Origin of the sequence: Mycobacterium sp. UM_WGJ (assembly GCF_000455125.1) — a bacterium.
In the GTDB taxonomy this organism is placed as follows: domain Bacteria; phylum Actinomycetota; class Actinomycetes; order Mycobacteriales; family Mycobacteriaceae; genus Mycobacterium.
Map to the genome: position 1 here is coordinate 1 of NZ_AUWR01000031.1, position 19,699 is coordinate 19,699.

A 19,699-nucleotide genomic window follows, 5' to 3' on the forward strand; every position below is an offset into this window, starting at 1 on the left:
CAACACCGACGCCTCGGTCGGCTCCAGCTGGGCCTGACCCTAGGGCCAATCGCGAACAAGAAACCGGCGCAGCCTGCGGGCTGCGCCGGTTTCTTGCGTTCTGAAGCCGCTTCTTGCGTTCCGAGAGAAAAGGACGGCCTGGGCAAAGCTGACGTGGCCGGGGCTAACCAGCCCCGGCCACGTCAGCGCGTCTCTGGTGCGTTCTGGTCAGCCCGTGGTTGCCGCCGACGAGCATGCACCCAGCACCGTGGTGGACAGGAACGTCGCGGCATTTGCCAGGTAGTTGTCGGTGGGGTCGTAGGTCGGCAGCGCCAACACGAACGCCCGGCGGTACTGGGCGGACAGCTCCGCGAAGTCCTGCAGGGTGGGGTTGTTACTGCGGCGGCCCAGCTGCTGCATCTTGTTGGCCAGGCTGATCATGATGGGACCTACCGCCAGGTTGACCGCCTTCTGCTGCGGGTTCCAATACGTTCCCGGGATGCTGGGATCGATGCCATGCCATTCGACGGCGTCAACGCCGAACTTGTCCAGCGTGGCCTTCCAGTCCGCGCACACCGGATTGGAACCGGTCAGATAGCGCTGCGGGTTGGCCGGGTTGCCCGGCGACGCCGTCTTGGTGGGAGCGGCCTGCGTCTCGACCAGGGGGCCGCGGGCGGCCGCTGAGCCGTTGTTGGCGGCGGCGCAGATCGCGGCCAGCGCCGAGGCTGCACTGTGCGCGGTGCCGGCCAGCGCAGCGTCCCGCTCGGTGTAGGTGGGAATGTGCTCGACGAAGGTGCGCGCGTAAGCGATGAACTGCTCGTAGAGTTCGCGCATCACCCGGTGCGGGGTCAGCTTCACCAGACCGACCGTCTGGGCGGCAGCGTTGCGCACCACCTGCCCGGCGGCCAGGTACTGCTTCTTCTGCTCGTCGTTCCACGCCGACGCCGGAATGGACTGGTCGCGCTCATTCCATTTGCCCTGTCCAAGCATCGACAGGGTGCTGGACAGGTTGCTGCTGATCGAAATCCACGCGGTACAGCTGGGGTCATTGATGATGATCGAGACCGGACCGGTGTCGTCTGCGCTGGCAATACCCGACGCCGCAGAGCTGCGGCTGGAGGCCGAGCCGTCCAGCGAACTCTTGCCCGGGTCGCCGCCCAGCAACACCACCGCGACCAACACCAGCGCCACCACGGCCAGCACGACTACGGCGGCCAACCCCCATTTCAGGCTCTTGTTCTGTTTAGGGGCAGCGGCTTCGTCGTAGTCCTCGTCTTCGTCCTCGTCGTCATAGTCAAAGTCGAGGTCATCGGTGCCGTTAGTCACAGTGAGCCAGCTTAAAGCACCGACCGGCGCGGGGCAGTGCCACAAGAGGGCTCTAGACTTGGCGACCGTCAAACCGTTACCGAACTAACCTGTCACCAAGGGGGTATTCGTGCTGCGCAGCCACGACGCCGGCTCACTGCGGGCCACCGACGCCGGGCTCAGCGTCACGCTTGCCGGTTGGGTGGCGCGGCGACGTGACCACGGCGGTGTCATCTTCATCGACCTGCGCGACGCTTCCGGGGTGGCGCAGGTCGTGTTCCGTGACGCCGCTGTGCTGGAGCAGGCGCACCGGCTGCGCGCCGAGTTCTGTGTGACGGTCACCGGTGTCGTCGAGGTCCGTCCCGAAGGCAACGAGAACCCCGACCTGCCCACCGGCGCCATCGAGATCAATGCGACAGAACTGCGGGTGCTCAACGAGGCTGCGCCGCTGCCGTTCCAGCTCGATGAATCCGCCGGCGAAGAGGCCCGGCTGAAGCATCGCTACCTGGACCTGCGGCGCGAGGGCGGCCCGGGAGCTGCGCTGCGGCTGCGTTCGGCGGCTAACGCCGCAGCCCGTTCGGTGCTGGCTGCACAAGACTTCATCGAGATCGAAACCCCCACCCTGACCCGCTCAACCCCGGAGGGCGCACGCGACTTCCTGGTTCCGGCGCGCCTGCAGCCCGGTTCGTTCTACGCGCTGCCACAGAGCCCGCAACTGTTCAAGCAGCTGCTGATGGTGGCCGGGATGGAGCGTTACTACCAGATCGCCCGCTGCTACCGCGACGAGGACTTCCGCGCGGACCGTCAGCCTGAGTTCACCCAGCTGGACTTGGAGATGAGCTTTGTCGACGCCGAGGACGTGATCGGCATCGCCGAGCAGGTCCTCAAGGCGCTTTGGGCCCTGATCGGCTACGACCTGCCGTTGCCGCTGCCCCGGATGACTTACGCGGACGCGATGCGACGGTTCGGCTCCGACAAGCCCGACCTGCGATTCGCTCTGGAGTTGGTGGAGTGCACCGAGTTCTTCTCCGAGACCACCTTCCGGGTATTCCAGGCCCCCTACGTGGGTGCGGTGGTCATGCCGGGGGGCGCCTCGCAGCCACGGCGCACGCTCGACGGCTGGCAGGAGTGGGCCAAGCAGCGCGGAGCCAAGGGCTTGGCGTACGTCCTGGTCGGCGAGGACGGAGAGCTGTCCGGACCGGTGGCCAAGAACCTGACTGATGCTGAGCGCGCCGGGCTGGCCGGGCACGTGGGCGCGGCGCCGGGGGACTGCATCTTCTTTGCGGCCGGACCGGCCAAGCCGTCTCGCGCACTGTTGGGGGCGGCTCGTGGTGAGATCGCCCGGCGCCTGGACCTGATCGACCCGGAGGCCTGGGCGTTCACCTGGGTGGTCGACCCGCCCCTGTTCGAGCCGGCGGACGACGCCACTGCCGCCGGTGATGTGGCGGTCGGCTCGGGGGCCTGGACCGCGGTGCACCACGCCTTCACCTCGCCGAAGCCGGAGCATGCCGGCAGCGTGGAGACCGACCCCGGTTCGGTGCTCGCGGACGCCTATGACGTGGTGTGCAACGGCAACGAGATCGGCGGCGGCTCGATTCGTATTCACCGCCGCGATATCCAGCAGCAGGTCTTCAAGGTTATGGGGATCGACGAGGAGTCGGCGAACGAGAAGTTCGGATTCCTCTTGGACGCCTTCAGTTTCGGCGCACCGCCGCACGGCGGGCTGGCGTTCGGCTGGGACCGGGTGGTGGCACTGCTGGCCGGCGTGGAGTCGATCCGCGAGGTCATTGCGTTCCCGAAGTCCGGCGGCGGCATTGACCCGCTGACCGACGCGCCGGCGCCCATCACGGCGGCTCAGCGCAAGGAGGCCGGGATTGACGCGGTGCCTCAACCACGCTGAGAGCGGACGCTAGACAGCAGCGCCAGGGTCGGCAAGGCTGCAGGCATGGATTCGGCTGAGTTCGCCCGATTGGTCGTCGCCAATATGCCGTTCGCGGCGGAGTTGCAGATCGAGATCGCTGAACTGTCACCCCAAGAGGTGCGTGCGACCATGCCGTGGGCTCCGGAGCGCTGCACCACCGGTGGGATGCTGCACGGGGGAGCGCTGATGGCGTTCGCCGACACTGCCGGAGCGGTGTGCGCGGTGGTCAATCTGCCTCAGGGCACCAGCACCTCGACCATCGAGTCCAAGACCAACTTCTTTCGAGCGGTGCGGGCGGGCGTTGTGACGGCGACCAGCATTCCGCTGCATGTCGGTCGCACGACGATCGTCGTGCAGACCGACCTGAGTGACGACAACGGCAAGCTGGTCGCCCGAGTCACGCAGACCCAGGCGGTGCTGTCTCCGAAGCCGCAGTAGCCGGGCTCACCAGAACGGTTTGAGCAGCTGGCGCATCGCCGGCGGCACCCAGCCTTTCACCGACGACGGGAATACCCGTCCCGGTCCGCATTTCGGCCAGGCGTACGGGCCCTGTTCGTCGAGGACTCTATTGGCCACCGCGATCTGTTCCTCGCGGGATGCTTTCGCCGGCGAACCCACGCCGCCGAATGCGCGCCACGTCGACGGTTTGAACTGCAGACCGCCATAGAAACCATTGCCGGTGTCGGCGGCCCAGTTACCGCCCGATTCGCATTGTGCGACGGCATCCCAGCCCATCGCCATGTTGTCCGCATGGGCCACTCCCGCCGAACTTATCAGCGTGCCCACGATCCCCCCGGTGACCAGCCCGGACGTCGCCCAATTGAGCCGCCGCCGCCCGAACTTCACGACACGCCGTGCCGTGTTCCGGTGCATATCACAACCTCCGTGATAGGTGTGTATCAGTGAGGTTTCAGAGCATAACGCGATAAATGATGAAATTGCACATTTCGGTTACTTAAAGATGCAAATGTTTCGGTTGTTATTAATTGGGGTAAAAGTTAACTAAAGTTGTTTTAGTTAACTAAGTTGTTATTGTTACGTATGTTGCGAGAGATCTCTTATAAATTAAGAGAATTTTGAGTGGCTAATGTTGCTAGAGTGATGCCTGATGCCAGTGTGACTTCTGGTTCGGTGGAACCGGCTCTGAGGGCGGCCGGAAAAAATCGGCGGAATCGCGCGGGTGGTTCAGTCGCAGCACGCCCGAACGCCCCTAGGCTGCCTCGGGTGGCCGACCGCTATGGATCCGACATCCTTGCCGACAACCCGCACACCGCACGCAGGGTCCGCTCTGTCGAGGTGCCGGTGCAGCGCGGCATGGTGGTCGAAGACGCCCAAAGCGGCTACGTCGGGGCCGTCGTGCGGATCGCCTACGGTCGGATGGATCTGGAGGACCGGCACGGCCGCATCCGCGGATTCCCCGTTGGCCCCGGCTACCTGATCGATGGCAAGCCGGTGATCTTGACCGAGCCCCGCCCGACGGCACCCGCGGCGCCGGCCCGGACGGCGTCGGGCTCGGTGGCGGTACGCGGCGCGCGCGCCAAGGTGGCGCTGGCCAGCCGGATCTACGTGGAGGGCCGCCACGACGCCGAACTGGTCGAGCAGGTCTGGGGGGAAGACCTGCGCATCGAAGGTGTGGTGGTCGAGTACCTGGGCGGCATCGACGACCTGGCCGGCATCGTCGCCGAATTCCAGCCCGGGCCCGGCCGACGGCTCGGGGTGCTGGTCGACCACCTGGTGGACGGTTCCAAGGAGACCCGCATCGCCGAGGCGGTGCGCCGTGGACCGGGCGGTGCACACGCCCTGATCGTCGGGCACCCCTACGTCGACATCTGGCAGGCGGTGAAGCCGGAGCGGCTCGGAATGCAAGCCTGGCCCAAGATTCCACGCAACGTGGAGTGGAAGCACGGGATCTGCGCCGCGCTGGGCTGGCCACACGCCGGTCAGGCCGATATCGCGGCGGCCTGGCAGCGCATCCGGAGCCGGGTGCGGGACTGGACCGACCTGGAGCCGGAGCTGATCGGCCGGGTCGAGGAGTTGATCGACTTCGTGACCGCGCCGGCCTGAGGTTGATCAGCGGTAGGCGTCGCTGCGTTTGGCGACGGCGAAGATCGTGATGATGGCTGCGGCATCGTCGATCTGGTAGACGATCCGATACTGCCCGAACCGTACCCGCCAGTCATTGTGGCCACCGACCAGCTTTTTCGCCCCGGTCGGGCGCGGGCTAGCGGTGAGCCCGATAATCGTCTGCAGCGCCGTCTCGAACGCATCACGCGGCAGCCGCTGCAACTGCTTGAGGACGTCCGGGTGAAAGGCGACTTTCACGACGCGACAAACGCCGCAGCGTTGACGCCCAGGGCATCGAGCATTTCACTCAGTGACATGGTGTTAAACGCATTCGCGCGCATGTTCTGCACGCGTAGCGCGTCTGCGACGTCGGCGTGTTCATGCAGACGCTCGTAGTCTGCCATCGAGATGATCACCGCGATCTCGGTTCCGCTATCGGTGATGATGGCCTCTTCGCCGGAGGTAGCGACGTCGCGCACGATGGCACCGAGCTGGGCCCGCAAATCGCGAAGGCTATGCGTACTCATGTTAAACATATTACTCGCCCAATCTGCGTCCCGCGTTCGCAATCCGGCTGAACAGCGCCGGAGGAGCCACCCGGGCGAGTTGGATGACACCCATGAAAACAATTGCCGCCGTGGCACATGCGCCCAACCAACCTTTCGAGATCATGGAATTGGACCTCGACGGGCCGGGTCCGGGTGAGGTACTGATCAAGTTCACCGCTGCCGGTCTGTGCCATTCAGACCTGCATCTGGCTGACGGGGACTGGCCGGCCCGGTTCCCGATCGTCGGCGGGCACGAAGGCTCCGGGATCATCGAGGACGTCGGCCCCGGGGTTACCAAAGTCAAGCCCGGTGATCACGTGGTGTGCTGTTTCATCCCCAGCTGCGGGGCCTGCCGATACTGCTCGACCGGACGGCAGAACCTGTGCGACATGGGAGCCACCATCCTGGAGGGCTGCATGCCCGACGGCACGTTCCGGTTCCACTCGGGCGGAACCGATTACGGCGGCTTCTGCATGCTGGGCACCTTCGCCGAGCGGGCGACCGTCTCGCAGCACTCGGTGGTCAAGGTCGACGACTGGCTGCCGCTGGAGACCGCGGTGCTGGTCGGCTGCGGGGTCCCCACCGGCTGGGCGACGGCCAACTATGACGGCGGGGTGCGCGCCGGGGACACCGTGGTGGTCTACGGCATCGGCGGCGTCGGCATCAACGCCGTGCAGGGCGCCGCGCACGCCGGCGCCAAGTACGTGGTGGCCGTCGACCCGGTGGAGTTCAAACGCGAAACCGCCCTGAAGCTGGGTGCCACGCACGCCTTCCCCACCGCCGAGGAGGCGATGGCCAAGATTGCCGAGCTGACCTGGGGACAGATGGCCGACCAGGCGCTGATAACCGTCGGCGACCTGGACGAAGCCGTCACCACCGCGGCATTCAACACCATCGGCAAGGGCGGCACCGTGGTGATCGCCGCGCTGGCGAAGCTGGAGAGCCTGGACGTACACGTCTCGGGTTCGCAGCTGGCGTTGTTCGGCAAGACCGTCAAGGGCACGCTGTTCGGCGGCGCCAACCCGCAGTACGACATCGTGCGGCTGCTGCGCCTCTATGACGCCGGTCAGCTCAAGCTCGACGAGCTGATCACCCGGCGTTACACCCTGGAGCAGGTCAACGAGGGCTACCAGGATCTGCGTGACGGCAAGAACATCCGCGGGGTGATCGTGCACCGCTGAACCGGCGAGTGGCCGATGGGGCAGGTGACAGCGGTGAGCAGCTATGCGTGGTATGCCTGAAGTCGTGTCCGACGGACTGTTCGACCTCAGCGGCGCCCCGGCGCCCGAACCGCACGGATCCGGTGCCACCTCCACTCCGTTGGCGGTGCGGATGCGTCCGGCGTCCCTCGACGAGGTGGTCGGCCAGGATCACCTGCTGGGGCAGGGCTCCCCGCTGCGTCGGCTGGTCGATGGCTCCGGGGCGGCCTCGGTCATCCTCTACGGTCCGCCCGGGACCGGAAAGACCACGCTGGCCTCACTGATCTCCGGTGCCACCGGACGACGATTCGAGGCGCTCTCAGCCCTGAGCGCCGGGGTCAAGGAAGTGCGCGCCGTGATCGACACCGCCCGACGCGCGGCCGCGTACGGCGAACAGACCGTGCTGTTCATCGATGAGGTGCACCGGTTCTCCAAAACCCAGCAGGATGCATTGCTGGCCGCGGTGGAGAACCGGGTGGTGCTGTTGGTGGCCGCAACCACCGAGAACCCGTCGTTCTCGGTGGTCGCCCCGCTGCTGAGCCGGTCGCTGATCCTGCAGCTGCGGCCACTGGAGCCCGAGGACATCGCGGCGGTGCTGCGGCGCGCCATCGACGACGAGCGCGGCCTGGGCGGACGCATCGAGGTGGCGCCCGACGCCGTCGACCTGCTGGTTCGGCTGGCCGCCGGCGATGCCCGCCGGGCCTTGACCGCACTGGAAGTGGCGGCTGAGGCGGGCCGACGGGTGACCGTGGAGATCGTCGAGGGATCCCTGGACCAGGCCGCGGTGCGCTACGACCGCGATGGTGATCAGCACTACGACGTGATCAGTGCGTTCATCAAGTCGGTGCGCGGCTCCGACGTCGACGCCGCGCTGCACTACCTGGCCCGGATGCTGGTGGCAGGGGAGGACCCACGGTTCATCGCCCGTCGGCTGATGATTCTGGCCAGCGAAGACATCGGGATGGGCGATCCGACCGCGCTGCAGACCGCGGTGGCCGCGGCGCAGACCGTCGCGCTGATCGGCATGCCCGAGGCGCAATTGACCCTGGCGCACGCCACCGTGCATCTGGCAACAGCGCCGAAGTCCAACGCGGTGACCGCCGCGCTGGGCGCGGCCATGGCCGACATCCGGGCCGGCAAGGCCGGGGCGGTTCCGGCGCACCTGCGCGACGGGCACTATGCGGGAGCGCAGTCCCTGGGCAATGCGGTCGGTTACCGGTACGCCCACGACCATCCAGACGGCGTTGTGCCGCAACAATATCCACCCGATGAGCTGGTCGGGGTGGACTACTACCAACCCACCGGCCGGGGTGCGGAACGCGAGATCGGCGGGCGGTTGGCACGACTCAGGGCCATCATCCGGCGCCGCTAGCTCACCAGGCGTGCTTTTCGTCAGCCGGCCGAGCCGGCTTGGCCCAGCCAATCGGCCAGCGAGCGCCCGGCGTCGAGGACGTGTTGCTCGGCGATGGCGCGCGATGCCTCCGCGTCGCCAGTGGCCAGCGCCGTGACCAGCTTGCGGTGGTCTTCCAGTGAATGGTGCTCGTGCTCGGGAAACACCGTCAGGAAGTTCGTCGGTACCACCCGCGCCGCATGCCGGATCTGGATGAGCAGCTGCGGCGAATGCGCGGCCCGGTGAATCTCCTGGTGAAACTCCCAGTTGGCGTCGCCGATGGCGTCCGAGCCGCGTAGGGCCTCGACGTCGGCGACCAGCGTCCGCAGGCGCTCGACTTCGGTGGGGGAGATCCGCTCGGCGGCCCAGGCGGCGGCCTGCCCGGTCAGCACGCCCAGGATGGTGAAACTGTCCAGCACATCCTCGGGGCGAATCCCGATCACGGTGACGCCGCTGCGCGGTGCGACCTCCACCAGGCCTTCGTAGGACAACTCCAGCAGGGCCTCGCGCACCGGTGTGCGGCTGGTGGCGAACTCGGTGGTGATGGCGTCGAGGTCGAGGCGGGTTCCGGGCGCCAGTTCACCGGTGATGCTCTCGGAGCTGATGAACTACGACTTCGCCCAGCACAACCTCGACGACCCGATCACCGACGAGTTGATCGCCTCGGTGTCGGGAATCCGCGGCCTGGTGCAGAACCTGCGCACTCACATCGGCGGTGACATCACACTGCGCGACCTGGCCGGGCATCGGGCCACGCTGCTACAGGGACCACGCTTTGTCGGCACCGGAGCCCAAGTCGCCGACCAGATGGAGGAGTGGTTCCACGGCGGCGCCTGCGACGGATTCGTCTTGGCCGCAACGCATTCACCGGGCTCCTATGAGGATGTGGTGCGGATGGTCGTCCCGGAGCTGCAGCGCCGCGGACTGTTCCGCACCCACTACGAAGGCAACACCCTGCGTGAGCACCTGGGCCTGCCCCGGCCCGCCGCGGCCGCCGTACCGGCATGACAGGCGCGATGCTGGCCGGCATCCGGGTGCTCGACCTGGCCACCTTGGCAGCGGCGCCGCTGGTGGCCACCTATCTCGGCGAGTTCGGTGCCGACGTCATCAAGGTCGAGCAACCCGGCTCCGGGGACCCGATCCGCGGCTGGGGCAATCAGCGCGACGGCGTCGGGCTGATGTGGAAGTCGGTGTCGCGCAACAAGCGCTCGATCACCTGCAACCTACGACTGCCCGAAGGCCAGGATCTGGTGCGCAAGCTGGTGGCCCACTCCGATGTGGTGATCGCCAACACCCGTCCACAGACCCTGCGCGCGTGGGGGTTGGACTACGAGGCGTTGCGGGCGGTCAACGACCGCATCGTGATGCTGCACATCACCGGCTTCGGGCTCTCCGGTCCCAGGAGTGAGAGGCCGGGCTTCGGCACGCTCGGTGAGGCGATGAGCGGCTTTGCCAACATCACCGGTGAAACCGACGGCCCACCCACGCTGCCGCCGTTCATGCTGGCCGACGGCGTCGCGTCGCTGAATGCCGCCTACGCGGTGATGATGGCGCTGTATCACCGCGACATGCACGGCGCGTCGGGTCAGCTGATCGACGTCAACCTCATTGACCCGCTGGCTCGCCTGCTCGAGCAGACCCTGCTCGGCTACGACCAACTCGGTCTGGTGCCGACCAGAGCCGGCAACCGCTGGGACATCTCGGCGCCGCGCAACACCTACCGCACCGCCGACGGCCGCTGGCTGGCCATGTCGGGCAGTTCACCGGCGTTGGCACTGCGGGTGTTTCGGGCGATCGGGCGCGCCGACCTGGTGGACGACGCCGACTTCAGCGACCCGCAGCGCCGGCTGGCCCGCGCCCGCGAAGTCGATCAGGTGGTCGCCGACTGGGTGGCCACCAAGACCCTGGATGAAGCCATGGCGGTGTTCGACGCCAAACAGGTCGCGGCCGCAGCGGTATATGACATCACCGACCTGGTCGCCGACGAGCAGCTGGCGCATCGCGAAGTCTTCGTCAAGGTCGACGACGACGAACTCGGCGCCATGACCGTCCAGGCCCCGGTGCCGCGCTTCTCCGACGCGACCGGGCGCGTCGAACACCTGGGCCCTCGCCTGGGGGAGCACAACACCGAGGTCTACCGCGAACTGCTCGACCTCACCTCATCCGACATCGACGACCTGCACGCCCGCGGCGTGTTGTGACCCCCGAACCTCAAGGAGAGATCGCCCCATGCTGTTGCGCCGTTCCGAGTTGGCCGTGCCCGCTGCCAACCACAACATGTTCGCCAAGGCGGCCGCCTCGCAGGCAGACCTGGTCTTCCTCGACCTGGAGGATGCGACCGCGCCCGCCGAGAAAGTCGGCGCCCGCGCCAAGGTGATCACCGCGCTGAACGACCTGGACTGGGGACGCACCGCGCGCGCCATCCGGATCAACGGTCTAGATACGCAGTGGTGCCACGATGACATCATCGAGGTGGTCACCGCCGCCGGCCACAACCTGGACACCATCGTCGTCCCCAAAGCCTGCACCGCCCGCGACGTCTGGTGGGTCGACCTGCTGCTCACCCAGCTGGAGGCCAAACTCGGCCTGGAACACCAGATCCGCCTCGAGGTGCTCATCGAGGAGGTCGAGGGGCTGGCCAACGCCGAGGAGATCGCCAAGGCCAGTCCGCGGATCGACGCGCTGATCTTCGGAGTCGGCGACTTCTCGCTGTCGCAGGGCGCGCGGGTGGACACCAACTTCGTACCGATCTGGGACTACCCGGGCGACTTCTGGCACTACGCCCGCAACAAGGTGGTTGTCGCGGCCCGCATCGCCGGCATCGAGGCCATCGACTCGCCCTACCCCGACTACGCAAACCGCGACGGCTACGAATCCGAGGCCCGCCGGTCCTCGCTGTACGGCTTCACTGGCAAGTGGGCGATTCACCCCACCCAGATCCCGGTCGCCAACGCGGTGTTCTCGCCGACCGCCCAGGAGATCGCGCTGGCTGAACGCAACATGGCCGCCTACCGCGAGGGTGAGGCGAAGGGGCTGGGCGCGGTCGGGGTCGACGGCGTGCTGGTTGACGCCGCGCACGTCAAGATGGCGCAGAACACCCTGGCGCGGGTAGCCCTGATAAACGGGGAGCGCTGACTCCGCCCGAGAGTGGCGGCGGCCCCTACCCTGGAGCTGGTGAACACCGAAGTGCTCGACATCGACACCTCGCGGCGTCGCACCGTCGACCTCACCGATGAGGTGCGGTCGTTCTGTGCCCGCCACGGTGACGGGCTGTGCAACGTCTTCGTGCCGCATGCGACGGCCGGGGTGGCGATCATCGAGACCGGCGCCGGCTCGGACTCCGACCTGGTCGACACGCTCGAGCGGCTCTTGCCGCGCGATGACCGCTACCGGCACGCGCACGGCTCGCCCGGGCACGGCGCCGATCACGTGCTGCCGGCGATCGTGGCACCGTCGATCACGGTTCCGGTAGCCGGCGGTGAGCCGCTGCTGGGCATCTGGCAGTCGGTGGTGCTGGTCGACCTGAACCGCGACAACCCTCGTCGAAGTGTGCGGTTGAGCTTTGTCGGCGCCGCCGCCACCTGAGGATCCTTGCCTGCAGAGAACCCGATCGGCAGCCCGGTACTGTAGTGCCGTCTAAACGGATGAGACGGCGGGAAGCGATAGATAGTGCAGACACACGAGATCAGGAAACGCTTCCTCGATCACTTCGTGAAAGCGGGCCACACCGAGGTGCCCAGCGCTTCGGTGATCCTGGATGACCCCAACCTGTTGTTCATCAACGCCGGCATGGTGCAGTTCGTGCCGTTCTTCTTGGGTCAGCGCACCCCGCCGTACGCCACCGCCACCAGCATCCAGAAGTGCATCCGCACGCCGGATATCGACGAGGTGGGCATCACCACCCGGCACAACACCTTCTTCCAGATGGCCGGCAACTTCTCGTTCGGCGACTACTTCAAGCGCGGTGCGATCGAGCTGGCCTGGACGCTGCTGACGGGCAGCGTCGCCGACGGTGGTTACGGACTCGACCCCGAACGGCTGTGGGCCACCGTCTATCTCGACGACGACGAGGCCATCGCGTTGTGGCAGGAGATCGCGGGACTGCCGCTTGAGCGGATCCAGCGCCGTGGCATGGCCGACAACTACTGGTCGATGGGCATCCCCGGGCCCTGCGGCCCGTCGTCGGAGATCTACTACGACCGCGGCCCGGAGTTCGGTGTCGACGGCGGCCCGGTGGCCAACGAGGACCGCTACATCGAGATCTGGAACCTCGTTTTCATGCAGAACGAGCGCGGCGAGGGCACCTCCAAGGAGGACTTCGAGATCCTCGGGCCGCTGCCGCGCCAGAACATCGACACCGGCATGGGCATCGAGCGGGTCGCCTTCCTGCTGCAGGGCGTGCACAACGTGTACGAGACCGACCTGGTAAGGCCGGTCATCGATCTGGTGGCCACTCGCGCGCCGCGTGGCTACAACAGCGGCAATGACGCCGACGACGTGCGATACCGGATCATCGCCGACCACTCCCGCACCGCGGCCATCCTGATCGGCGACGGCGTGAGCCCCGGCAACGACGGCCGCGGCTACGTGCTGCGCCGGTTGCTGCGCCGGGTGATCCGCTCGGCCAAACTGCTGGGCATCGAAGGCCCGATCGTCGGCGACCTGATGGCTACCGTGCGCGATGCCATGGGTCCGTCGTATCCGGAACTGGTCACCGACTTCGACCGGATCAGCCGGATCGCGGTTGCCGAGGAGACCGCGTTCAACCGCACCCTGACCTCGGGCTCGAAGCTGTTCGAGGACGCGGCGGCAGCCACCCGGTCTGCCGGGGTCACCGTGCTCTCCGGCAGCGACGCCTTCGCCCTGCACGACACCTACGGATTCCCGATCGAACTCACGCTGGAGATGGCCTCGGAGGCCGGCCTGCAGGTCGACGAGGCCGGGTTCCGCACGCTGATGGCCGAGCAGCGGCAGCGGGCCAAGGCCGACGCCGCCGCGCGCAAGCACGCCCACGCCGACCTGAGCGCCTACCGGGAGCTGATCGACGCCGGACCCACCGAGTTCACCGGGTTCGACGAGCTCACCACCGAAGGCCGCATCCTGGGCATCTTCGTCGACGGCAAGCGGGTGCCGGTGGTATCGCACGAGGACCAGAAGGGCATGGCCGCCGATCGCATCGAGCTGGTGTTGGACCGCACCCCGCTCTACGCCGAGGCCGGCGGACAGATCGCCGACGCCGGCACCATCAGTGCCGGGGCTGCCCAGGCGACGGTCACCGACGTGCAGAAGATCGCCCAGACACTGTTCGTGCACCGGGTCAACGTCGAGTCCGGCGAATTCGTCGAGGGTGACACGGTCACTGCAGCGGTGGACCAGGGCTGGCGCAAGGGGGCCACCCAGGGCCACTCGGGCACCCACATGGTGCACGCCGCGCTGCGGCAGGTGTTGGGGCCCAATGCGGTTCAGGCCGGCTCGCTGAACCGGCCCGGTTATCTGCGGTTCGACTTCAACTGGCAGGGCGCGCTCAGCGATGAGCAACGCCGCCAAGTTGAGGAGGTCACCAACGAGGCGGTGCAGGCCGACTTCGAGGTACACACCTTCACCGAAGAACTCGAGAAGGCCAAGGCCATGGGCGCCATGGCGATGTTCGGCGAGAAGTACCCCGAGAAGGTGCGCGTCGTCGAGATCGGCGGGCCGTTCTCGCTGGAACTGTGTGGCGGCACCCACGTGCATAACTCGGCGCAGATCGGTCCGGTGACCATCCTGGGAGAGTCGTCGGTCGGCTCCGGTGTGCGCCGTGTCGAGGCCTATGTCGGGCTGGACTCGTTCCGGCATCTGGCCAAGGAGCGGGCGCTGATGGCGGGGCTGGCCTCGTCGTTGAAGGTGCCCTCCGAGGAAGTGCCGGCCCGGGTGGCCAACCTGGTCGAGCGACTCAAGGCCGCCGAGAAGGAACTGGACCGCGCCCGGCTGGCCAGTGCCCGAGCGGCCGCGGTGAACGCCGCCGCCGGCGCCGAACAAATCGGTAACGTGCGCTTGGTGGCGCAGCGGATGTCGGGCGGAATCGGCGCAGGCGACCTGCGTTCGCTGGTCGGCGACATCCGCGGCAAGCTGGGGGAGACGCCCGCGGTGGTGGCTCTCATCGCCGATGGTGACGACAGCGTTCCCTACGTGGTGGCCGCCAACGCCGGCGCGCAAGAGCTCGGGTTGCGCGCCGACGACCTGGTCAAGGAGTTGGCGGCGGCGGTGTCCGGCCGCGGCGGCGGCAAGGCCGATCTGGCGCAGGGCTCCGGTAAGGACCCCGCCGGGATCGAGGCCGCGCTCGCGGCGATCCGCGCGTCGGTCGCCCGGAGCGCGCCGGCGTGACCTCACCCCACCATCGCACCCCGGACCGGCCCGGCAGGTCGGACGATCCCGGGCGCGGGCGACGACTCGGGGTGGATGTGGGCAGTGTGCGGATCGGAGTGTCGTGTAGCGACCCCGACGGACTCTTGGCGACCCCGGTAGAGACCGTGCGACGACACGCGTCGGGCTCGCACCTGCGCCGACTGGCTGACCTTGCCGACGAATATGACGTCGTCGAAGTGGTGGTGGGCTTGCCGCGCACCCTGGCCGACCGGGCCGGCTCGGCCGCCGCGGACGCCATCGCGGTGGCTGACGACCTGGCCCGGGTATTGGCCCAGCGACGTCGGCTCGCCCCGGTGCGGCTGGCCGACGAGCGGCTGAGCACGGTCAGCGCGGCGCGGTCACTGCACCAGGCCGGGATGCGTTCCAAACGTCAGCGTTCGGTGATCGACCAGGCCGCCGCGGTGACGATTTTGCAGAGCTGGCTCGACCAGCGCCGGGCCCTGGGCGCGCCGGCCCCGACGGAGGACGACGATGTCTGACGACCAGTTCGGGAAGAAGGCCAGACCGGCGGCGGTAGGGCCGCCGAGGCGCCGGATGAGCCGCACCCAGCGGGCCCGGGAGAACCGGCGGCGACGCCAGCTCAACCGGCACCGCCGCATCGCCCGGGGCCTCGGTGTGGCGCTGATCGTCCTGGTCGCGATCGCCGGGGTCTTCGTGGGGTCCAAGTACTGGCACTCCAGTGGTCCCGTCGTCGACTTCACCGGTGACGGCGGCCAGCAGGTGCTGATCGAGGTGCACGAGGGCGACTTCACCACCGCGATCGCCGAAACCATGCTGGAGGCGGGGGTGATCGCCAACGTCGGGACGTTCCTGAGCGCCGCGCAGGGCAACTCCGCCATCGCGGCGATCCAGCCCGGCTTCTACCGCTTGCGGGCCGAGATCCCAGCCGCCACTGCGGTGCAGCAGCTCAGCGACCCGGAGAATCGGGTGGGCAAGCTGGTGATTCCGGAGGGTCGTCAACTCGACGACACCACCGACATGAAGACCGACCGGGTGACTCCTGGAGTGTTCACCCTCATCGCCGAGGCCAGCTGCCTGGACCTCAACGGTGAACGTACCTGTCTCAAGGCCCAGGATCTGCGCCGCGCCGCGGAGATCGAGACGCCGCAGGCACTGTCGGTGCCCGAGTGGGCCTTGGGGCCGGTCAGCAAGATGGGGCGCGACCACCGTCGCATCGAGGGGCTGATCACGGCGGGCACCTGGAACGTCGACCCGACCGCGTCGGCGCCTACCGTGCTGGCGAAATTGATCAGCCAAAGCAGTGCGGAGTTGGACAGGTCCGGCCTGCCGGGCACTGCCGTGCAGCTGGGCATGACTCCCTACGAGATGCTGGTGGTGGCTTCACTGGTGCAACGTGAAGCGCTGCCGCGCGACTTCGCCAAGGTGGCCCGGGTGATCGACAACCGGCTGGGGGAGCCGCAGCGGCTGGAGTTCGATTCGACGGTCAACTATCCGCTGGACCGCCAGGAGGTGGCCACCACCGACGCCGACCGGGCCAAGGTGACGCCGTGGAACACGTACGCGTCCGAAGGTCTGCCGGCCACTCCGATCTGCTCACCGGGCACCGACGCCCTGCATGCCGCTGAGCATCCGGAGCCGGGCGACTGGCTGTACTTTGTGACGATCGACAAGGATGGCACCACTTTGTTCACGCACAACTACCAGCAGCACCTGACCAACATCGAGATGGCGCTGGACAACGGTGTCCTCGACAGCTCCCGCTGAGCCCGGGCCGCGGCGGGCCGCGGTGCTGGGCTCGCCCATCGCGCACTCGCGGTCACCGCAACTGCACCTGGCGGCCTACCGGGCGCTCGGTCTGCCGGACTGGACCTATGAGCGCATCGAATGTGGCGCCGAGGAGTTGCCGGCGCTGGTCGCCGGTTTCGGACCGGAATGGGTCGGCGTCTCGGTCACCATGCCGGGCAAGTTCGCGGCCTTGGCGTTCGCCGACCAACGCACCCGCCGCGCCGAACGTATCGGCTCGGCGAACACACTGGTACGCACCGCAACCGGATGGTTAGCCGACAACACCGATGTCGACGGGGTGAGCGGGGCGCTCGGTTCGGTGTCGGGGTCAGCGATCGTGCTGGGCTCCGGCGGCACCGCGCCGGCCGCGGTGGTGGCGCTGGCCGAACTGGGTGCCAGCCACATCACGGTGGCCGCGCGCAACGCCGACAACGCCGCGCGGGTGGTGGCGTTGGCCACCGAAGTCGGTGTGCCGGCTCGCTTCTGCGCACTCGATGACCCGGACCTGGCCGCGGCGGCCGCCGACGCGTCGGTACTGGTCAGCACTCTTCCGGCTGACGTCGCAGCCCGATATGCGCCGGTTCTGGCCGGGGTGCCTGTGCTGCTGGACGCCCTCTACGATCCGTGGCCGACGCCATTGGCCACCGCGGTGAGCTCCGCCGGCGGCACCGTGATCAGCGGCCTGCAGATGCTGCTGCATCAGGCGTTCACCCAGGTTGAGCTGTTCACCGGCCGGCCCGCGCCTCGCGCGGAGATGACTTGCGCGGTCGCCGACCTCGGCTGAGCATGGCGCCATGGACGGGCCGAAAGTGGTGGCGGCGGGTTCAGTGCTGGCGTGGCTGACGCTGCTGAGCGGCTACGACATCCGCCAGCGCCGACTGCCGAATTGGTTGACGCTGCCTGCGGCGGTGCTGGTTCCGGCGCTGGCTGCCGTCGTGGGTCGAGGACCGGCGGCGCTGGCGGGCGCGGCGGCTCTTACCGGGGTCTATCTGGTCGTTCATCTGATCGCCCCGGCCGGATTGGGTGCCGGCGACGTCAAGCTGGCGGTCGCGCTCGGGGCGCTGACCGGGTCCTTCGGCGCTGACGTGTGGCTGCTGGCGGCGCTGGCCGCGCCGCTGCTGACCGGGCTGTGGGGGCTGTTCGTGGCGATGGCGGGCCGCGGGCCGACGGTGCCGCATGGGCCGTCGATGTGCCTGGCCAGCGCCCTGGCGGCGGGCTTGGCCGGCTGGTGAACGGGTGCCTGCCGGCGCCGGTTCGGGGATGTAATGCTCAGGGAACGTAAATTAACGTCGCCTGTGACCTTGCCAGGAAATGTTTGCCGCTCAGCCCGCTATTAGGTAACATCGGCTCTATTGAACTGCTGCTGACCGGTGCGTAGCCAGAGGGGGTGACCGTGAAGCGAGCTGTAGTTGGGGGCGTGGCAGCTGCCGCGGTCGCCGTCGGTGGGGGCATCGTCCTTGCCGGCAACATGGCATCTCCGTCCTTGCCTGACGTGCAGGTTCCGGCGATTCAGCTGTCCAGCGCCGAGGGAAACGACGCCACCGTGCAATGGCTGGACCTGTTTGCGCAGACCTCGGCTGCCAACGCGGACTCCTTCGGCGGCTACCTGCTGGACCCGAGTTCCGCTGTCCCGCCCGGTGAATCGCCGTTAGTGCTGATCGACCCGGAGACCTCCGCGGAGGACTTCGACCAGATCCTCGACGGGGTGGTCGGCAATGCCGGTAGTCAGCTCAATGCGGTGACCTCGCCGAGCAACGGTCGCGACGCCGTCACCTACCTGATCCTCAAAAACGGTTCCTGAACCCGGCTGGCGGGTCTCGAACCGGATCGAATCCCGGTTGCCGCAGCACTGAGCCGTGCGTGTGTGCAACCGTAACCTCCTCCAAGCCCGGGCGGGCCTGACCGGCATGGGAAGATGGGACACGTGTTGCGTTGGATAACCGCCGGGGAATCGCACGGTCGCGCGTTGGTGGCCCTGGTCGAGGGCATGGTCGCGGGAGTGGCCGTCACCTCGGCTGACATCGCCGATCAGCTCGCCCGCCGGCGCCTGGGCTATGGCCGCGGGGCCCGGATGAAGTTCGAGGCCGATGCGGTCACCGTGCTGTCGGGGGTGCGGCACGGGATCACCCTGGGCGGTCCGATCGCCGTCGAGATCGGCAACACCGAATGGCCCAAGTGGGAGACGGTGATGTCCACCGATCCGGTTGACCCGGCGGTGCTGGACGGCGAGGGCGGCGCCCGCAATGCGCCGCTGACCCGCCCGCGGCCCGGCCACGCCGACTTCGCCGGCATGCTCAAGTACGGCTTCGACGACGCCCGCCCGGTACTCGAACGCGCCAGCGCACGTGAGACCGCCGCTCGCGTCACCGCGGGCACCATCGCCCGGGCATTCCTGGACCAGGCGTTGGGCGTTCAGGTGATCTCCCACGTGATCTCGATCGGCGCGTCCGACCCCTACGACGGTCCGGTGCCGCAACCGGCCGATCTGGCCGCCATCGATGCCAGCCCGGTGCGTGCCTTTGACGCCGGCACCCAGGAAGCCATGATCGCCGAGATCGAGGCAGCCAAGGCCGACGGCGACACGCTGGGCGGTGTGGTCGAGGTGGTCGTGTCGGGCCTGCCGATCGGTCTGGGCTCCTTCATCAGCGGTGATGACCGGCTCGACAGCCAGCTGGCTGCCGCGATCATGGGCATCCAGGCGATCAAGGGCGTCGAGATCGGCGACGGCTTCACCACCGCACGCCGGCGCGGCAGCGCGGCCCACGACGAGATGTACCCCGGGCCGGACGGTGTGGTGCGCTCCACCAACCGGGCCGGCGGCCTCGAGGGAGGCATGACCAACGGTCTGCCGTTGCGGGTGCGTGCGGCGATGAAGCCGATCTCCACGGTGCCGCGCGCCCTGGCCACCGTCGACATGGCCACCGGCGAGGAAGCGGTCGCGATCCATCAACGCTCCGACGTGTGCGCGGTGCCAGCCGCCGGCGTGGTGGCCGAAGCCATGGTCGCGTTGGTCCTGGCCCGCGCCGCGCTGGACAAGTTCGGCGGCGACTCGCTGACCGAAACCCGGCGCAACATCGAGGCCTACCGGCGTTCGGTGGCCGACCGGGTGCCGGCGGCGGACCAGGAACGGGCCTCGGGGTAG

Annotated in this window: 20 protein-coding genes and 1 pseudogene; 16 read left to right on the forward strand and 5 right to left on the reverse strand. The window is 68.0% G+C overall.

Annotated features, from left to right (window positions below):
- Positions 1-207 precede the first annotated feature (207 nt).
- The gene (locus N416_RS0110965) at positions 208-1,305 is read right to left on the reverse strand and encodes a hypothetical protein (protein ID WP_024442151.1); all 1,098 of its coding nucleotides are present in this window, start codon (positions 1,303-1,305) and stop codon (positions 208-210) included.
- 109 nt (positions 1,306-1,414) lie between these two features.
- On the opposite strand from N416_RS0110965, the gene aspS reads away from it, so the two are divergent.
- Positions 1,415-3,184, forward strand: a complete 1,770-nt coding sequence (gene aspS / locus N416_RS0110970; RefSeq protein WP_024442152.1) for an aspartate--tRNA ligase — start codon at positions 1,415-1,417, stop codon at positions 3,182-3,184.
- A gap of 45 nt (positions 3,185-3,229) precedes the next feature.
- Positions 3,230-3,643: a PaaI family thioesterase gene (locus tag N416_RS0110975; protein ID WP_024442153.1), complete on the forward strand. Its 414-nt coding sequence runs from the start codon at positions 3,230-3,232 to the stop codon at positions 3,641-3,643.
- A 6-nt stretch (positions 3,644-3,649) separates the two neighbouring features.
- On the opposite strand, the gene N416_RS24355 is transcribed toward N416_RS0110975, so the two are convergent.
- Positions 3,650-4,078 carry a transglycosylase family protein gene (locus N416_RS24355; protein WP_024442154.1) on the reverse strand — a complete coding sequence of 143 codons (429 nt, stop codon included), beginning with the start codon at positions 4,076-4,078 and terminating at the stop codon, positions 3,650-3,652.
- A 351-nt stretch (positions 4,079-4,429) separates the two neighbouring features.
- Between N416_RS24355 and N416_RS0110985 the strand changes: the two genes are divergently transcribed.
- Positions 4,430-5,269 carry a DUF3097 domain-containing protein gene (locus tag N416_RS0110985; protein ID WP_024442155.1) on the forward strand — a complete coding sequence of 280 codons (840 nt, stop codon included), beginning with the start codon at positions 4,430-4,432 and terminating at the stop codon, positions 5,267-5,269.
- Positions 5,270-5,275: 6 nt separating this feature from the next.
- Here N416_RS0110985 and N416_RS0110990 read toward each other — a convergent pair whose 3' ends face one another.
- Positions 5,276-5,527 (reverse strand): type II toxin-antitoxin system RelE/ParE family toxin, encoded by a 252-nt coding sequence (locus tag N416_RS0110990; RefSeq protein WP_024442156.1) that lies wholly within the window; start codon positions 5,525-5,527, stop codon positions 5,276-5,278.
- Positions 5,524-5,796: a type II toxin-antitoxin system Phd/YefM family antitoxin gene (locus tag N416_RS0110995; RefSeq protein WP_024442157.1), complete on the reverse strand. Its 273-nt coding sequence runs from the start codon at positions 5,794-5,796 to the stop codon at positions 5,524-5,526. The genes N416_RS0110990 and N416_RS0110995 overlap by 4 nt, the downstream gene beginning before the upstream one ends.
- 92 nt (positions 5,797-5,888) lie before the next feature.
- On the opposite strand from N416_RS0110995, the gene N416_RS0111000 reads away from it, so the two are divergent.
- The gene (locus tag N416_RS0111000) at positions 5,889-6,998 is read left to right on the forward strand and encodes an NDMA-dependent alcohol dehydrogenase (protein ID WP_024442158.1); all 1,110 of its coding nucleotides are present in this window, start codon (positions 5,889-5,891) and stop codon (positions 6,996-6,998) included.
- A 52-nt stretch (positions 6,999-7,050) separates the two neighbouring features.
- A complete protein-coding gene (locus N416_RS0111005) occupies positions 7,051-8,388 on the forward strand; it encodes a replication-associated recombination protein A (RefSeq protein WP_164517986.1) in 1,338 nt (445 codons plus the stop codon).
- A 20-nt stretch (positions 8,389-8,408) separates the two neighbouring features.
- Here N416_RS0111005 and N416_RS21555 read toward each other — a convergent pair whose 3' ends face one another.
- The gene (locus N416_RS21555; RefSeq protein WP_036457707.1) at positions 8,409-9,011 is read right to left on the reverse strand and encodes a GntR family transcriptional regulator; all 603 of its coding nucleotides are present in this window, start codon (positions 9,009-9,011) and stop codon (positions 8,409-8,411) included.
- On the opposite strand from N416_RS21555, the pseudogene N416_RS21560 reads away from it, so the two are divergent.
- The 11 genes and pseudogenes from N416_RS21560 to aroC all read left to right on the forward strand — a co-directional run.
- Positions 8,983-9,414 (forward strand): annotated as a pseudogene (locus N416_RS21560) (LLM class flavin-dependent oxidoreductase); the annotation flags it as partial. The gene N416_RS21555 and the pseudogene N416_RS21560 sit on opposite strands and share 29 nt — an antisense overlap.
- Positions 9,415-9,422: 8 nt before the next feature.
- Complete coding sequence (locus N416_RS0111020) at positions 9,423-10,607, forward strand: CaiB/BaiF CoA-transferase family protein (protein WP_024442161.1); 1,185 nt, start codon at positions 9,423-9,425, stop codon at positions 10,605-10,607.
- 28 nt (positions 10,608-10,635) lie between these two features.
- A complete protein-coding gene (locus N416_RS0111025; RefSeq protein ID WP_024442162.1) occupies positions 10,636-11,541 on the forward strand; it encodes a CoA ester lyase in 906 nt (301 codons plus the stop codon).
- 51 nt (positions 11,542-11,592) lie between these two features.
- Positions 11,593-11,991 carry a secondary thiamine-phosphate synthase enzyme YjbQ gene (locus N416_RS0111030; RefSeq protein WP_196805131.1) on the forward strand — a complete coding sequence of 133 codons (399 nt, stop codon included), beginning with the start codon at positions 11,593-11,595 and terminating at the stop codon, positions 11,989-11,991.
- Positions 11,992-12,075: 84 nt separating this feature from the next.
- On the forward strand, positions 12,076-14,769 hold the full coding sequence (gene alaS, locus N416_RS0111035; RefSeq protein ID WP_024442164.1) for an alanine--tRNA ligase: 2,694 nt from the start codon (positions 12,076-12,078) through the stop codon (positions 14,767-14,769).
- Positions 14,766-15,290: a Holliday junction resolvase RuvX gene (gene ruvX, locus N416_RS0111040; RefSeq protein WP_024442165.1), complete on the forward strand. Its 525-nt coding sequence runs from the start codon at positions 14,766-14,768 to the stop codon at positions 15,288-15,290. The genes alaS and ruvX overlap by 4 nt, the downstream gene beginning before the upstream one ends.
- Positions 15,283-16,536 (forward strand): endolytic transglycosylase MltG, encoded by a 1,254-nt coding sequence (gene mltG / locus N416_RS0111045; RefSeq protein ID WP_024442166.1) that lies wholly within the window; start codon positions 15,283-15,285, stop codon positions 16,534-16,536. Before ruvX ends, mltG begins: the two co-directional genes overlap by 8 nt.
- The gene (locus N416_RS0111050; RefSeq protein ID WP_036457711.1) at positions 16,514-17,341 is read left to right on the forward strand and encodes a shikimate dehydrogenase; all 828 of its coding nucleotides are present in this window, start codon (positions 16,514-16,516) and stop codon (positions 17,339-17,341) included. Before mltG ends, N416_RS0111050 begins: the two co-directional genes overlap by 23 nt.
- A gap of 10 nt (positions 17,342-17,351) precedes the next feature.
- Entirely contained in the window at positions 17,352-17,789 is a 438-nt protein-coding gene (locus N416_RS0111055; RefSeq protein WP_024442168.1) for an A24 family peptidase, read from the forward strand.
- A 185-nt stretch (positions 17,790-17,974) separates the two neighbouring features.
- Positions 17,975-18,358, forward strand: a complete 384-nt coding sequence (locus N416_RS0111060; protein ID WP_024442169.1) for a hypothetical protein — start codon at positions 17,975-17,977, stop codon at positions 18,356-18,358.
- A 123-nt stretch (positions 18,359-18,481) separates the two neighbouring features.
- Positions 18,482-19,699, forward strand: coding sequence for a chorismate synthase (gene aroC, locus N416_RS0111065; protein WP_024442170.1), 1,218 nt, complete (start codon positions 18,482-18,484; stop codon positions 19,697-19,699).